This is a genomic window from Mesorhizobium sp. WSM4822, assembly GCF_055811155.1.
The window spans coordinates 503,956-518,756 of record NZ_JBVVQM010000002.1 but is presented as its reverse complement, the minus strand read 5'-3'; the positions used below and the strand labels follow the sequence as shown (position 1 = coordinate 518,756).

The window sequence follows — 14,801 nt, the reverse complement described above, 5'->3', positions numbered from 1 at the left end:
AACCGAACCATGGCGTTGGCGGCCAAACTACAGCTACGACAATCGCAGTCGCTGGTGATGACGCCGCAGCTGATGCAGTCGATTCGGCTGCTGCAGTTCACCCATGTCGAGCTTGAGCATTTCATCGACGAGGAAATCGAGCGCAATCCGCTGCTGGAGCGCGCCGAGCCGCAGGACGATGCCGCCAGCGACCAGGCGCAGAAGATCGAGGCGGAGCCGCAAGCCACCGCCGAAGGCGACTGGTTCGAAAACGAGACGCAGTGGAGCGCCGAGGCGATCTCGGACAAGCTCGACACGTCGCTGGAAAACCTGTTCCCCGACGACCCGGGGACCAGCGAGCGGCTCGGTCCCGACCTAACGGCACAATGGAAATCGGCTTCGGGCAATGGCGCGGGTTCCTCATCCGAGTGGTTTGACGCCGGCGATATGGCGACTGCTGCGATCACGCTGCGCGACCATGTCGGTGAGCAGGTGGCGCTAGCCTTCACTGACCCGGCTGCACGGCTGATCGCCGCCGAACTCGCCGACGGCCTTGACGAGACCGGCTATCTGCGTGCCGACCTGGTCGAGATCGCCGCTCGTCTCGGTGCGGATGCCGCTGCCGTGGCGAAGGTGCTGGCGGTGTGTCAAACCTTCGAGCCGGCTGGCCTGTTTGCCCGCGACCTGGCCGAATGCCTGTCGCTGCAACTTGCGGTGCGCAACCGGCTCGATCCGGCGATGAAGGCGCTGGTCGCCAATCTCGAACTCCTGGCACGACGTGACTTTCATGCATTGAAACGGATATGCGGTGTCGACGAGGAGGATCTGCTCGACATGCTGGCAGAGATCCGGGCGCTCGATCCCCGGCCGGGCATGGCGTTTTCGGGCGGCGCCAGCGACGCGATCGTCGCCGATGTCGAGGTGCGCGCGGCCAATGACGGCAGTTGGACGGTCGAACTCAATGCCGAAACGCTGCCGCGGGTCTTGGTCGACCATATCTATTTCGCCCAGGTCTCACCGCAGGCCAAGAACCAGGCGGAAAAGGATTTTCTGGCCGAATGCCTGCAGAATGCAAACTGGCTGACGCGCAGCCTCGACCAGCGGGCAAAGACCATCCTCAAGGTCGCCTCGGAAATCGTTCGCCAGCAGGATGCCTTCCTCGTCCATGGCGTGCGGCAGCTGAAGCCGCTCAATCTGCGCACGGTGGCCGACGCCATCGGCATGCACGAATCGACGGTCAGCCGGGTCACAGCCAACAAATACATGCTGACGCCGCGCGGCGTGTTCGAGCTTCGCTACTTCTTCACCGCCTCGATCGCCGCGTCGGGCGGCGGCGATGCGCATTCCTCGGAAGCCGTGCGTGACCGCATCAAGCAGTTGATCGACGAGGAAAAACCCGTCGACGTGCTTTCCGACGACGCAATCGTCGACATGTTGCGCGAAAGTGGCGTCGACATTGCAAGACGTACGGTCGCCAAGTACCGGGAAGGCATGAATATCCCCTCTTCGGTGCAGCGCCGACGCGAGAAACGGGCGATGGCCAGCGCCGGGCGCTGAGCGGGTCGATTTTCCACAGGCCGGCACTTCATTGACAAGCCGCGGTGAAGTGGCTAGAAGCCCGCCCGCATGAGACGGGCTAGATGCCCGCATGCGGATGGTCCGTCACGACGTTGGCCTCGGGACGGTCAAAGGGCGGCTTGTGATCAACCGGAAAGTTTGGATTTAAAATCGGCGCAAGTGACGCCGCAAAGCTTGTGCGCACGGATCACGAGTATAAACTCGGGCCAGTTTGAAGCCTGAGCAAGGAAGGTCAGTTTTCAGATGAATCTGCGCATATCGGGAAAACACATGGATATCGGCGATGCGTTTCGGACACGCATCAATGATCGCGTCGGCGAAGCGATCGGCAAATATTTCGATCGCGGCTTTGCCGGACATGTCACGGTCATCAAATCGGGCTCGCGCTATTCGGCGGACTGCATGATCCGGCTGGATTCCGGCGCTTCGCTGCAGGCCACCGGCGATGCCCAGGATCCGACGCTAGCCTTCGAGGCGGCGGCGGACCGTCTGGAAACCCGCCTGAGGCGCTACAAGCGCAGGCTGAAATCGCACAATTCGGGCGCCGCCAACGGCCAGCCGACCGACATCGCCTACACGGTGATGGCGCCGCTTGCCGATGACGACGAGGACATTCCGGAGAATTTCGCGCCCGCCATCGTCGCCGAATCAACCATGACGCTGAAGACCATGTCGGTGGCGTCGGCGGTCATCGAGCTCGACACCAAGGACAGCCCGGTCTTTGTCTTCCGCAATGCGGGAACCGACCATCTCAACATCGTCTATCGCCGACCCGATGGAAATATCGGCTGGATCGACCCGTCGACGACCAAGGTCGCGCAAGCGTGACGACAAAGGTCGCACGGTGACGACAAGGGTCGCACGGCAATAAGAGCCGGCCGCACGAGGGGTGGGGACTGGTGACGGCAGGCGAACAAGGGATTTTCTAGCATGGATCTGAGCGATCTTATCAACGTTCCGGCGATACTGCCGGCGTTGAAGGCGAACTCCAAGAAGCAGCTGCTGCAACTGCTGTCCGAACGGGCAGCGGCGATTTCCGGCATTCCGGAGCGGGAGGTGTTCGACACCATCCTGCAGCGTGAGCGCCTGGGTTCGACCGGCGTCGGCAACGGCATCGCCATTCCGCACGGCAAGCTGGCCGGCGTGAAACGCATCGCAGGTGTTTTCGCCCGGCTGGAGACGCCTGTCGATTTCGAATCGCTGGACGATCAGCCCGTCGATCTGGTGTTTCTGCTGCTGGCGCCGGAAGGGGCGGGCGCCGACCACCTCAAGGCACTGTCGCGCATCGCGCGGGCCCTGCGCGATGCCGACACGGTGGCCAAGATCAGGGGTACGCGCGACGCCGCCGCTATCCACGCGCTGTTGTCGGACACCCAGGCCTCGCACGCGGCCTGAATTTGAGGGTGATACCGCCACAAGGGCCGCCATGGGCGGCCCTTTCCGTTTCAGCCGGAAATCGCTGTCAGTGAATGGCGACGGTGGTCAGGTCGTTTTCCATGGCGCCGGCCAGAGCGCGGTCACGCGCATCGGAAAGCAGGATCGGCTGACCATTGGCGGCAAACAAGGCCCACAGTTCCATGCCGGGGGCGATTTCGCCGAGATTGGGGAAACGGCCGAGCAATTCGTCGCTCGAGACCTTTCTGAGATAAGCGACCGAGCCCTCGCCGAGATGAGCGAATTCGCCATTGGTCATGGTGATATTTTCAGTTCTGGTCATTTCAAAGCCTCCTTGGCGCGAGGACGCCGCTCAAGGCCATCCCGCATGAGAGCCATTTCAATTTGCTGCATCATGCTTTCGGAAAGTCGGAGCCGATTTCCGGCCGATGCAGTGGTAAAGATCAGTCTTTCACCGATATGTTTATTTTCCGTACCAGCCGTTCGGACTCCGGTCGATCGAGGTCGATCGACAAAAGACCGTTCTTCAACTCCGCCGCGATCACCCGCATGCCGTCGGCCAGCACGAAACAGCGCTGGAACTGGCGTGCGGCGATGCCGCGATGAAGAAATTCGCGCTCGGTGTCGTCGGTCTGACGGCCGCGCACGACCAGCTGGTTTTCCTCCGTGGTGACATCGAGATCGCTTTCGGCGAAACCGGCGACCGCCAATGTGATGCGCAACCTTTCGGTCTTGCCGTCGGCGCCGCTGAGGCGTTCGATGTTGTAGGGAGGGTAGCTGTCGCCGGATTTCGCCAGGCGTTCCAGGGTCTTTTCCATGGCGTCGAAACCAAGGAGAAGCGGGCTGGAAAAGGGCGTCATTCGGCTCATGTTACACTGTCCTCTCAAGAGCGACATAAAGTGGAAAAACCCAGATGGCATTTTTCCCGATGGCCTTGATATGGTCCGCCCCGCGACCAAGTTCAAGCCGTCAACAGACCCGCTCAAAAAGACCAGGCGTGGACTCACAGGAATGACCGACATGGCGCTTGAAACGGCGAGCAGATGCAAGGAGAAGCGCGCAGGTCGGGAATTGTCTTTCCCGGTCGAGCGGTTCGACATGGCAGCTCGCGACCGCTTCGGCGTCATTTGGATGTTTCGATCGGATCGGTTCAAGCCCACGACCTCGCCAAACAAGGAATTGAAATGCCCCAATCACGCAAGATCATCATCGACACGGATCCCGGTCAGGATGATGCCGTCGCCATATTGCTGGCGCTCGGCAGCTCCGAACTGGAGATCGTCGGCATATCAGCCGTTGCCGGAAACGTGCCGCTGAAGCTTACCGAAAAGAATGCCCGCAAGATCTGCGAATTGGCCGGCCGCCCGGACATCAAGGTCTATGCCGGCGCCATCCGGCCCCTGATGCGCGAATTGGTCACCGCCGAGGAAGTGCATGGCAAGACCGGCCTCAACGGACCGCAATTGCCAGAACCGACGATGAAACTGCAGGACCAGTACGCGGTCGATTTCATCGTCGAGACGCTGATGGGGGAAGAAAGCGGCACGATCACGCTTTGCGCACTCGGCCCGCTCACCAACATTGCGCTGGCGCTGATCCGCGAGCCGCGCATTGCACCGCGCATCAAGGAAATCGTGCTGATGGGCGGCGGCTTCTTCGAAGGCGGCAATGTCACCCCGACCGCCGAATTCAACATCTACGTCGATCCGCAGGCCGCCGATGTCGTGCTCAAATCCGGCATTCCGATCGTGATGATGCCCCTCGATGTCACCCATAAGGCGCTGACCACCGCCAAGCGCACGCAAACCTTCCGCGCGCTAGGCACCAAGGTCGGCACCGCCACCGCCGAGATGCTGGAATTCTTCGAGCGCTTCGACGAGGAGAAATACGGCACCGACGGCGGCCCGCTGCACGACCCTTGCGTCATCGCCTATCTGTTGAAGCCTGACCTGTTCAAGGGCCGCAACTGCAACGTCAGCGTGGAAACGGCCTCCGAGCTCACCATGGGCATGACCGTGATCGACTGGTGGGGCGTTACCAAGCGGCCGAAGAACGCCATGGTGATGCGCGACATCGACCATGACGGGTTTTTCGGGTTGCTGGTGGAGAGGCTGGGGCGGCTGTGAGAGCTTCCTTCTCCCCGTTTACGGGGAGAAGGTGCCGGCAGGCGGATGAGGGGCGGCACAAACGTTGAGATTCTGCTTGCGCCCTCGGCGCTGCCCCTCACCCGATCGCTTCGCGACCGCCCCCTCGCCGTAAACGGGGCGAGGGAAGAGGCGCCAGCCGCCAGTTCATTCTGGAAACCGGTAAAAGATCGTTCCATTGTCGCGCGTGACGCGTTCAATGCTTATGCGCGAGCCGATCAGATGCTGGCGTTTGTCCTTGATGAGAACAGACGGACCGTTCTCGACAGAGACCAGATAGATGCCGACGCGGTCCCACTGGACACTTCTGACCATTGCGTCGACGGTGACGACCGACCGGATTGGGCTTGCCATATTCGTCCACTTGAGCGGATCAAGGACCAACACCGCCGCGAACACCGCAACAATGAGGACCACGCCCAGCACGTGCCCTTTCACATCCGCAAAAGTCCACGACATCGACGTGAATCCCCCAACCGCCGATTCATGTGGTGGACAGAAGGCCGACTTTCAATCGGCCTCCCTGTTTCAGGAAATTGCTGTTAGAGTCCCGGCTTGTCGGCGCGCTGTTACTTTGCCTTTGAAAGCGCCAGCCACAGGCCGCCGCCGACCATGAAGCTGCCGCTGATCCTCGACAAAAGCTTGATGCGGCCCGCCGACAGCAGGCGCCCGGCGCGGCCGGCGGCCAGCGCATAGGTCGAATCCGAGAAGGCGGCGAAGATCATGGCGGTCAGGCCCATGATGGCGATCTGCAGCGAGTAGTTGCCTTGCGGCGAAATGAACTGCGGAAAGAAGGCGCCGAAGAAGATCAACGTCTTGGGGTTGCTGAGCGCCACCAGCAGGCCCTGCAGGAAGAAGCCGCCGCGCGGCTTTCTCGCTGTTCCATCGGCATTCAGCGTGCCTTTGGAACGGAACATCTGCACACCCATCCAGATCAGATAGGCGGCGCCGATCAGCCGCACCCACTCGAACCAGTGGCCCATGCCCGAGATCAGCGTGTTGAGGCCGATGCCGACGATGGCGATCATCACGGCAAGCCCGGCCTGCGTGCCGGCGACATTGGCGAGACCGGCGCGGGAGCCATGGCGGATGCTGTTGGCGATGATCAGCGTGACCGTTGGGCCCGGCACCAGGATAATGACGATGCAAGCCAGGACATAGGCGGCGTAGAGTTCCAGCGACATGATTTTTCCCCAGGAATGCCGCCGATGCGGCGCGGCTTGAGGACAATCAATGCATAGCAGCGCAGCCGGTGCAAGCCGCTACCTAGCGCCCTGCGACACGCCAGTCCGCCCGGTTCAGGCGCCGGTCTGCCAAGGCAGCGTTGCCTCATAGGCCGCCGCCGCCTTCAGCACGGCGAGGTCGCCGCGCGGCCGGCCGATCAGTTGCATGCCCATCGGTCGGCCCCTATCGTCGAAGCCGACCGGCACGTTGGCCGCCGGGCAGCCGCCCAAGGTCGCGAAGGCGGAAACCTGCATCCAGCGGTGATAGCTGTCCATTGCGCGTCCGGCGACCTCACGCGGCCAATGCGTATCGACATCGAAGGGGAAGACCTGCGCGGTCGGCAGCGCGACGAGATCATAGCGGTCGAAGATCGACAGCAGCGTGCGATGCCAGGATGTACGGGTCACGGAGGCGGCGCGGATCTGTGGCGCCGTCAGCCGCATTGCGTTCTCCACTTCCCAGATGGCTTCCGGCTTGAGCAGGCGGCGCTTCGCGGGATCGTCATAGTGGGTCTTGAGCGCACAGCCGCTGCTGGCCTGGCGCAGCGTCACGAAGGCCTGCCACAGCGCTTCGAAATCGAAATCCGGCAGCAACGGTTCAGTCGCGAAGGATGCTTCCGCAAAGCGGCCGAGTGCCGCCTCACACAGATCGAGAATGCCTGTTTCTACCGGCAGATGACCGCCGAGGTCACCGAGCCAGGCGATGCGGCCACCAGTTGCCGGTATTCCAAGCCCTTCGAGGAACGAGCCGGGTTTCTCGTAGGACAATGGCGCGTGCGGGTGGTAACCGGCCTGCACATCGAGCAGCAGGGCCATATCACGAACGTTGCGGCCCATCGGCCCGTCGACGCCCATCTGCGCATGGAAGACTTCGAAATCGGGTCCGCCGGGAACAAGTCCTTGCGACGGGCGGAAGCCAAAAACATTGTTCCAGGCGGCCGGGTTGCGCAGCGAGCCGCCGAAGTCGCTGCCATCGGCGACGGGCACCATGTCGAGCGCCAGGGCCACCGCCGCGCCACCGCTCGAGCCGCCGGCGGTCAGGGCCGGATCGAAGGCGTTCAGCGTCGGCCCGAACACGGCGTTGTAGGTGTTGGAGCCGAGCCCGAATTCGGGGACGTTGGTCTTTCCGATGATGATGGCGCCGGCATTGCGGATACGCTCGACGAAGAAATCGTCTTCCTGCGGCACGAAATCGGCGAAGATCGGCGAGCCGAAGGAGGTCCTGAGGCCCGTGGTCGAGGCGAGATCCTTGATGGCGATCGGCAGGCCGAAGAGCGGACCTGCCGCTTCGGCTCGCGACAGGCTGGCATCGGCCGCATCGGCTTCGCGCAGGATATCGGCGCGATCGCGCAAGGAGACGATGGCGTTGACCAGCGGATTGACCGCCTCGATGCGATCGAGGAATGCCGCCACCACCTCGCGCACGGAAAGCTCTCTCTCCCGGATCGCGCCGGCGAGTTCGACAGCGGACAGGCGGCAGATGTCGCTTGCCGGCGGCACGGCATGTTTCGTTTGCGGACGCAGCATTTTAATGGGTTTCCTGCAGCGCCTGATCGACGTCTTTGGCGAGCGGGATCGCCGGTTGGGCGCCAGGCTTCAGGCAGGCCAGCGAACCGGCCGCGCCGGCGCGCGCCAGCGCCTGTTCGAGCGCGAGGCCCGACGACAGGCTGGCAGCGAAATAGCCGCAGAACGTGTCGCCGGCGCCGACCGTGTCGACAGGGGTTATCTTGCGCGCAGCAACGGCCAGGAACTCGGTCGGTGTCGCCGCCATCACGCCGTCGCCGCCGAGCGTGACGACGGCGGTGCGGCCGGTCTTTCCGGCAAAGTCGCGCATGCGGGCCGCCCGGTCGCGGCCTTGCAGCGACAGCGCTTCGCCATAGAGGTCGAACTCGGTTTCGTTGGCGACGACATAGTCCGCCTTGCCGAGAAAGCCGGCTGCCTGCCCCTGGAAAGGCGCCGTGTTGAGCACGGTGATGGCGCCGGCCACCCTTGCCTGGTCGAGGGCGGCATCGACGGTGGCCAGCGGAATCTCATTTTGCAGCAGCACGACGTCGCCTTTTTTCAGAAAGGCCTTGGAGAGATCGCCTGGCACCACGGAAGCGTTGGCGCCCGGCACCACGGCGATGATGTTTTCGCCGTCGTCGGCGACCATGATCAGTGCCGTGCCGGTCGAGGCGTGAGTCTCGGCAACGCCGGACAGGTCGACCTTGCCGTCGCGCAGCAAGGCCAGTGCCTCGGCTGCGAAGCTGTCCCTGCCGACGGCGCCGACCATGCGCACCGAGGCGCCGGCGCGTGCGGCGGCCAGTGCCTGGTTAGCGCCCTTGCCCCCGGGCGCGGTGGTGAAGGCTGAGCCGCCCACCGTCTCGCCGGGGCTCGGCAAGCGGTCGACCTTGGCGATAAGGTCGAGGTTGATCGAGCCGATGACGATAATCAAGCAGGGCCTCCTGGCAACGCAAATTCAAAATATCGGAGCGTCTTCGTGCGTCCGGGCGAACGCAGATCGTTCCGATTGCGTGAAAGCTAACCTGTAAGGCCGCGGCTTGCCAGACCACGCGCATGGTCCAGTCCGATTTGAGGTGTCGTGGCCTTATTCGCAGCGCACGGTGACCGTGCCCTGATAGTTGCCGGCGGGAAAGATACCGCTCGACTTGGTGGCGGTGAGGTCGACCTGCATCGCGTGGGTGCCGTTGGCAACCCTTTGCGGCACACTTCCGTTGACATCGACCCCCGAGCCATCGAGGCGGAAGACTGAAGCGAAGATCACGTTGGTGCCGCCGCCGCTCGGTGCGGAGGAGAATGCGGCAGGCGCCGGCGCCGAAACCGAATAGCAGTCAAGCAGGTTAAGTATCGAGCACAACAGGGAACTTGCCACCACGGTGGCGCTGGCGCTCGATCCGCCTGCCTGTTTGGAGCTCAGTATGCTGATGGCGGGATTGGCCTTCATCGTTCCGGACGCCCCGACCATGATGGTGCAGGTGCCGATGATCGCCGCCTGCACCGGAAGGCAGGAACCGGCAAGTGCAGCCATCGCAAACAGCGCGCGGCTACTGCTTCTTCTTTTTCTTGCCATCGCCATTTCCGGTCCTGATGCTCCAGCCTTCATTGGCCCACCCCGGTGACGCGGCCGTGGAAGCGCTGGCGGCCACGCTCGCCGTCTGGCCGTCGGCGCCGAGGCCCATTTTGAGGAGCTTCAGTTCCAACTGCAGGCGCTCGACCTCAAGCTCATAGAGACGGCTGCAATCGACGCGCTTCGGCGTACGCCCGATCGGGATCACCACCCGGCCGTAAGTGGCGACATCATTGTCGGACTGGCTGTTGCCTCTGATAACGCCGAGATCGACATAGGCCCCGGAGCCGGAGACGGCGGAACGGCATGTGGTGCCGTCCGCGGCACGGACCTCGTCCTGACCCTGGGGCAAGGTGACACCGGGCAGGTTGAAGCCGCTCTCATTCTGGTTGAGGTTGTAGACGTCCTCGGCCCCGGCCGGCGAGGCACCCGCCCAAGCAGCCGCGAGCGCCAGTGTCAGGACTTGCGGCGCCCAAAGAACTTTCCGCATATCTGTGCCCTTATCTGCGTCTGTTGATCGGGAAAGGGGATGCTTTCGGTACAGATACGCACTTTACGCTCGGCCGCGCCGTCAAAGGGCACGACCACAAGGACAGAACGGGAAGCCTGGGAAGCCAGCTGGAAGACATTTGGAGAGATTCTGGCATCTACCGGCTGAAAATCCTGATCGTAGACGTGGATTTCGACCCGGATCTTCCGGTCGTAGGGATTGGCAGGGAAGATGCGGACCGCGAAGACGTCGGTGAAGCTGTTGATCTCGCCACGCATCGGCGACATCGATTGGGCCTTGGCGGCAATGGGCGCCAATCCGACGGCCAATGCCGTCGCCAGGATTCGAACATGTTTCAACGACCCCTCCTTCGCTGCGCGTCATTCGCAGCGCAGCGTTACCGTTGCCTGATAATTGCCGTTGGCGAAGCGATTGCTGCCGCCTTTGGTTCCGGCGAGGTGAACCGAGACGAGGTCGGCGCCGGGTGTGGTGATGCTGGTTGCCGAGCCGGTCTCGACGATGGCATGCGCGCCGGTGGCGGAGTAGGTCGGCGTCCAGGTCGTCGACGTGCTGTCTGCCGATGGCACCGTCATGGTGGTGACCGGATCGACGCTGAGCGACACACCTCCGGTCGTCGTCAGCGTCACGGTCCCAGCCGAGCCGCCGCTGTTGTGGGAACTGAGGGACTGGAGATCGGGGCTGGCCGTCATCGTGCCGTTGGTGGCAACGACAAGCGTGCAGGTGGGCGCGATCGTGCCATTGAAGATGACATTCTGTGTCGCGGCCAACGCGGCCTCGTCGATGCTGGCAACCAGCAGAGCTGCGCCGCAGGCGGCGCGAAACAATGTCATCGGGACCTCCTATCAAGCCGGATCGTCCGGATTAATATGAGGGCATCATCACTTTATCGTGGTTAATTTAGAGTTACCTAAAATAACGGCTTAAAATAACAACTACAGGGACCGCAGGTTGCCCTCGGTTGCAACGGCAGAAACCACAGTCTAAATCGCGCTTATACTTAATAAGGCCGATATAGCCATGTTTTCCTTCGCAATATCGAGGAAAATCGATATTACGATACCTGCCCGGCTTCCCAGCCCAGAATGGCGCGCTTGCGGGTCAGGCCCCAGTGATAGCCGGTGAGATCGCCTGATTTACCGATGGCGCGGTGACAAGGCACCACGAAAGAGAGCGGATTGGCGCCGTTGGCCGCACCGACCGCACGGCTGGCGGACGGTGCGCCGATGCTGGCCGCGATCGAGGAATAGGTGCGGGCCTTACCCATCGGGATCTTGAGCAGCGCCTCCCAGACGCGAACCTGGAAGTCGGTGCCGATCATGACGACATGCAGCGGCTGGTCGGGGCGCCACAGCGTCGGGTCGAAGATACGGGCGGCATAGGGACCGGTAGCAGTCATGTCCTCGACATAGATGGCGTTCGGCCAGCGGCTGGACATGTCGGCGAAGGCGGCGCGTTCCTCGCCGGGGTCGCTGAAGGCGAGGCCGGCGAGCCCGCGCTCGGTGGCCATGATCAGGGCGGTGCCGAATGGCGAGGAATGGAAGCCGTAGCGGATGGTGAGCCCGGCGCCGCGTGTCTTGTAGTCGCCCGGCGACATCGCCTCATGGGTGACGAACAGGTCATGCAGCCGGCCCGGGCCGGACATGCCCAGTTCGAACGAGGTCTCGAGCAGCGGCATGCCGGAATCGAGCAGCCTGCGCGCATGGTCCAGCGTCACCGCCTGCAGGAAGGCCTTGGGCGACAGGCCGGCCCAGCGGGTGAAGAGTTTTTGCAGGCCGGTCGGAGTCTCGCCAACCTCCTCGGCCAGTTCTTCAAGGGAAGGCTGATCGCGATAGTCGAGACTGATCTTCTCGATGGCACGGCGCACGATTTCGTAGTCGCTGCCTTCAGGCGTGATGTCCTTTTTGAGGACCGCGGTGTGTGTGCTCATGGAACTGTCTCCTTGAGCCGGAATATCGCCCCTCGGGGCGTCGATCGCCACCCGAAACTTGCCTTCCTGCGGCGCATACCCAGATAGGCACGGGATTCGAGCCCAGGAACCGCTCGTGGCTGGCTCAGCGTGCCTTGGCGGTCGCCAGCGCCCGCGAAAAGGCGGTGGCAAAACTCTCGCGGGAATCGGGGTCCAGGAACGATCCGATCGGCACGTTCTGCCCTTGGCCTTCCACCGTCATCCCTGTGATGCCGATCTCGGCGTGACGGGCCACCGAAAACCGCGCCCAGAACGGATTGAAGCGATGCGCCTCCGATTTCCCCGAGGGGGCGGTCTTGCGGATGTCGAGGCTGGTGCGCGAGACCGAGACTTCCTCGCGTGCGCGAGCGGCACGATAGTTGATGCGAAAGGCGATGTAGACGGCGACCACGTCGAGGCCGAAGAAGCCGAACACCGGCCAGGCGCCGCGCGACAGGAAAACCGCGCCTGTCACCAGCCAGCCGAACAGCAGCGCGCCCATCAGGATGAAGAAGCCTGTCCGGCCCAGAGACCGGTGCGGGGTGAGTAGCGCCTGAAAGAATGGCTCGTCGGCCTGAAACGAGGCGTTTGTGTCGCTCATGAGGGGATATTATAGGAGGGAAATGGCAAGCCCCAAGTCCAAAGATTCTTCCCTGTCCAAAAAAGAGTTGTTGCCCGCACGACGCAATGGGTCGAACGTCAAGCCACGCCCGCGGCCGGTGCGGAGCTCGTCGCGTTACAGCCCGGCCGAAGTGCACGAGATATTCCGGCGCTTTTCCGTCCAGCGGCCCGAGCCGAAGGGCGAGCTCGAACATGTCAACGCCTTCACGCTGTTGGTCGCGGTGGTGCTGTCGGCGCAAGCGACGGATGCCGGCGTCAACAAGGCGACGCGGGCGCTGTTCAAGGCCGCCGATACGCCGCACAAGATGCTGGCGCTGGGGGAGGCAAGGGTCGGCGAATATATCCGCACCATCGGGCTGTGGCGCAACAAGGCGAAGAATGTGATTGCGCTGTCGCAGGCGCTGATCCGCGACCATGGCGGCGAGGTACCCGACAGTCGCGATGAATTGGTCAAGCTGCCCGGGGTCGGGCGCAAGACCGCCAATGTCGTGCTCAACATGGCCTTCGGCCAGCACACGATGGCGGTCGACACGCACATTCTCCGTATCGGCAACCGGCTCGGATTGGCGCCCGGCAAGACGCCGGAACAGGTCGAGCAAGGATTGTTGAAGATCATTCCGGACGAATATATGCGCCATGCACATCACTGGCTGATCCTGCATGGCCGCTACGTCTGCAAGGCGCGCAAGCCGGATTGCCCGGCCTGCGTCATCGCCGACATCTGCAAGGCCGAGGTCAAGACGACCGATGTGCCGGCACCGCTGGTGCCGATCGCACCGCTCGACCCTGTCGAAGAGATCCAGGACCGAAGCGGAACGACGGCGTAATTCAACTCTCCTCCACAAACACCTCTTCGCGCTTTTTCCTGACCGCCGGCAGGAAGACGACGGCGAGCACGGCGAGCGCGATGAGGAGCAGGCCGGCGCTGATCGGTCTGGTCAAGAAGGTGCTCGGGTCGCCGCGCGAGAGGATCATGGCGCGGCGCAGGTTTTCCTCGAGCAGCGGGCCGAGCACGAAGCCGAGCAGCAGCGGCGCCGGTTCGCAGCGCAGCTTGGTCAGGAGATAGCCGAGGAAGCCGAAGAAGGCGACGGCATAGAGGTCGTAGACGTTGCTGTTGACGCTGTAGACGCCGATCGAGCAGAACGCCATGATGATCGGGAAAAGCACGTAATAGGGGATCGTCAGCAACTTCACCCAAAGCCCGATCAGCGGCAGGTTGAGGACGATCAGCATCAGATTGCCGATCCACATCGAGGCGATGATGCCCCAGAACAGCGCCGGCTGTTCGGTCGCAACATTGGGGCCGGGCACGATGCCCTGGATGATCATTGCGCCGATCATCAGCGCCATGACCGGGTTGGCTGGAATGCCGAGCGTCAGCATCGGGATAAAGGAGGTCTGCGCACCGGCATTGTTGGCCGATTCCGGTCCGGCGACGCCTTCGATGGCGCCCTTGCCGAACTCCTGCGGGTTTTTCGAGACGCGTTTTTCGACCGTGTATGACGCAAAAGCTGCCAGGATCGCGCCGCCTCCCGGCAGGATGCCGAGCGCCGAACCGATGATCGTTCCGCGCACGATGGGCGCTGCCATGCGCCGAAAGTCCTCGCGGGTCGGCATAAGGCCGGTGACCTTGCGGATCATCACGGAACGCTCATCCTCGTTTTCGAGGTTGCGCAGGATCTCGGCGACGCCAAAGACGCCGACCGCCACCGCAACGAAATTCAAGCCGTCGGCATATTCCCGGATTCCAAGCGTGAAGCGCGGCGTGCCGGTGTAGATGTCGGTGCCGACAATGCCGAGCAGAAGGCCGAGCACGACCATGGCCAGCGCCTTGACGATAGAGCCGTGGGCGAGTGCGACGGACGAAACCAAGCCGACGACCATCAGCGAAAAATACTCGGCCGCGCCGAATTTCAGCGCGATCGCCGTCAGCGGCGGGGCAAAGATGGCGACGAGGAACGTCGACACCGTGCCGGCAAAGAACGAGCCGATGGCCGCGATCGCGAGGGCCGCTCCGGCGCGGCCGTTCCTGGCCATCTGGTAGCCGTCGATCGCGGTCACGGCGGACGAGGATTCGCCCGGCATGTTGATGAGAATGGCGGTGGTCGAGCCGCCATATTGCGCACCGTAATAGATGCCGGCGAGCATGATGAGGGAGGAGACCGGATCGCCGATCTGGAAGGTGATGGGCAGAAGCATGGCGATGGTCGCGGTGGCGCCGATGCCGGGCAGGACGCCGATCAGCGTGCCGAGAAGGACGCCGATCAGGCAGAAACCGAGGTTGGTCAACGACGTCGCCGTCGAAAAGCCGAGCGCGAGGTTGTCGAGGAGATTCATG

18 protein-coding genes are annotated in these 14,801 nt (G+C 63.0%); 5 read left to right on the top strand and 13 right to left on the bottom strand.

Annotated features, from left to right (window positions below):
- Nucleotides 1-9: 9 nt before the first annotated feature.
- The 3 genes from rpoN (at nt 10) to ptsN (ending at nt 2,952) form a co-directional block, all read left to right on the top strand.
- Nucleotides 10-1,536: an RNA polymerase factor sigma-54 gene (gene rpoN / locus AC0L3E_RS07345; RefSeq protein ID WP_127328299.1), complete on the top strand. Its 1,527-nt coding sequence runs from the start codon at nt 10-12 to the stop codon at nt 1,534-1,536.
- A gap of 264 nt (nt 1,537-1,800) precedes the next feature.
- Nucleotides 1,801-2,385, top strand: a complete 585-nt coding sequence (hpf, locus tag AC0L3E_RS07340; protein WP_013529588.1) for a ribosome hibernation-promoting factor, HPF/YfiA family — start codon at nt 1,801-1,803, stop codon at nt 2,383-2,385.
- Between the two features lie 102 nt (nt 2,386-2,487).
- On the top strand, nt 2,488-2,952 hold the full coding sequence (ptsN, locus tag AC0L3E_RS07335; protein ID WP_473604538.1) for a PTS IIA-like nitrogen regulatory protein PtsN: 465 nt from the start codon (nt 2,488-2,490) through the stop codon (nt 2,950-2,952).
- A 67-nt stretch (nt 2,953-3,019) separates the two neighbouring features.
- Here ptsN and AC0L3E_RS07330 read toward each other — a convergent pair whose 3' ends face one another.
- Together AC0L3E_RS07330 and AC0L3E_RS07325 are read right to left on the bottom strand one after the other, a co-directional pair.
- The gene (locus AC0L3E_RS07330; protein ID WP_023760740.1) at nt 3,020-3,274 is read right to left on the bottom strand and encodes a BQ00720 family protein; all 255 of its coding nucleotides are present in this window, start codon (nt 3,272-3,274) and stop codon (nt 3,020-3,022) included.
- 121 nt (nt 3,275-3,395) lie between these two features.
- A complete protein-coding gene (locus AC0L3E_RS07325; RefSeq protein ID WP_023760739.1) occupies nt 3,396-3,821 on the bottom strand; it encodes an Hsp20 family protein in 426 nt (141 codons plus the stop codon).
- Between the two features lie 315 nt (nt 3,822-4,136).
- Between AC0L3E_RS07325 and AC0L3E_RS07320 the strand changes: the two genes are divergently transcribed.
- Nucleotides 4,137-5,078: a nucleoside hydrolase gene (locus AC0L3E_RS07320; RefSeq protein ID WP_128307451.1), complete on the top strand. Its 942-nt coding sequence runs from the start codon at nt 4,137-4,139 to the stop codon at nt 5,076-5,078.
- A gap of 165 nt (nt 5,079-5,243) precedes the next feature.
- Here AC0L3E_RS07320 and AC0L3E_RS07315 read toward each other — a convergent pair whose 3' ends face one another.
- From AC0L3E_RS07315 to AC0L3E_RS07270, 10 genes are all read right to left on the bottom strand, one after another.
- On the bottom strand, nt 5,244-5,522 hold the full coding sequence (locus tag AC0L3E_RS07315) for a hypothetical protein (RefSeq protein WP_245469389.1): 279 nt from the start codon (nt 5,520-5,522) through the stop codon (nt 5,244-5,246).
- 143 nt (nt 5,523-5,665) lie between these two features.
- A complete protein-coding gene (locus tag AC0L3E_RS07310; protein ID WP_127267106.1) occupies nt 5,666-6,280 on the bottom strand; it encodes a LysE family translocator in 615 nt (204 codons plus the stop codon).
- 114 nt (nt 6,281-6,394) lie between these two features.
- Nucleotides 6,395-7,846: an amidase gene (locus AC0L3E_RS07305; RefSeq protein WP_473604537.1), complete on the bottom strand. Its 1,452-nt coding sequence runs from the start codon at nt 7,844-7,846 to the stop codon at nt 6,395-6,397.
- A 1-nt stretch (nt 7,847) separates the two neighbouring features.
- A complete protein-coding gene (locus AC0L3E_RS07300) occupies nt 7,848-8,753 on the bottom strand; it encodes a ribokinase (RefSeq protein WP_128307448.1) in 906 nt (301 codons plus the stop codon).
- Between the two features lie 153 nt (nt 8,754-8,906).
- Nucleotides 8,907-9,389: a hypothetical protein gene (locus AC0L3E_RS07295; RefSeq protein WP_164898499.1), complete on the bottom strand. Its 483-nt coding sequence runs from the start codon at nt 9,387-9,389 to the stop codon at nt 8,907-8,909.
- Entirely contained in the window at nt 9,364-9,876 is a 513-nt protein-coding gene (locus AC0L3E_RS07290; RefSeq protein ID WP_128307446.1) for a hypothetical protein, read from the bottom strand. The genes AC0L3E_RS07295 and AC0L3E_RS07290 overlap by 26 nt, the downstream gene beginning before the upstream one ends.
- On the bottom strand, nt 9,843-10,235 hold the full coding sequence (locus AC0L3E_RS07285) for a hypothetical protein (RefSeq protein ID WP_128307445.1): 393 nt from the start codon (nt 10,233-10,235) through the stop codon (nt 9,843-9,845). Before AC0L3E_RS07285 ends, AC0L3E_RS07290 begins: the two co-directional genes overlap by 34 nt.
- A 21-nt stretch (nt 10,236-10,256) precedes the next feature.
- A complete protein-coding gene (locus AC0L3E_RS07280; protein WP_128307444.1) occupies nt 10,257-10,727 on the bottom strand; it encodes a hypothetical protein in 471 nt (156 codons plus the stop codon).
- Nucleotides 10,728-10,948: 221 nt separating this feature from the next.
- Complete coding sequence (locus AC0L3E_RS07275; RefSeq protein WP_024502817.1) at nt 10,949-11,824, bottom strand: methylated-DNA--[protein]-cysteine S-methyltransferase; 876 nt, start codon at nt 11,822-11,824, stop codon at nt 10,949-10,951.
- A 124-nt stretch (nt 11,825-11,948) separates the two neighbouring features.
- Nucleotides 11,949-12,443: a DUF2244 domain-containing protein gene (locus AC0L3E_RS07270; RefSeq protein ID WP_127328318.1), complete on the bottom strand. Its 495-nt coding sequence runs from the start codon at nt 12,441-12,443 to the stop codon at nt 11,949-11,951.
- A 22-nt stretch (nt 12,444-12,465) separates the two neighbouring features.
- On the opposite strand from AC0L3E_RS07270, the gene nth reads away from it, so the two are divergent.
- A complete protein-coding gene (gene nth / locus AC0L3E_RS07265) occupies nt 12,466-13,290 on the top strand; it encodes an endonuclease III (RefSeq protein ID WP_128307443.1) in 825 nt (274 codons plus the stop codon).
- 1 nt (nt 13,291) lies between these two features.
- Here nth and AC0L3E_RS07260 read toward each other — a convergent pair whose 3' ends face one another.
- The gene (locus AC0L3E_RS07260) at nt 13,292-14,800 is read right to left on the bottom strand and encodes a tripartite tricarboxylate transporter permease (protein WP_473604536.1); all 1,509 of its coding nucleotides are present in this window, start codon (nt 14,798-14,800) and stop codon (nt 13,292-13,294) included.
- Nucleotide 14,801: the final 1 nt, after the last annotated feature.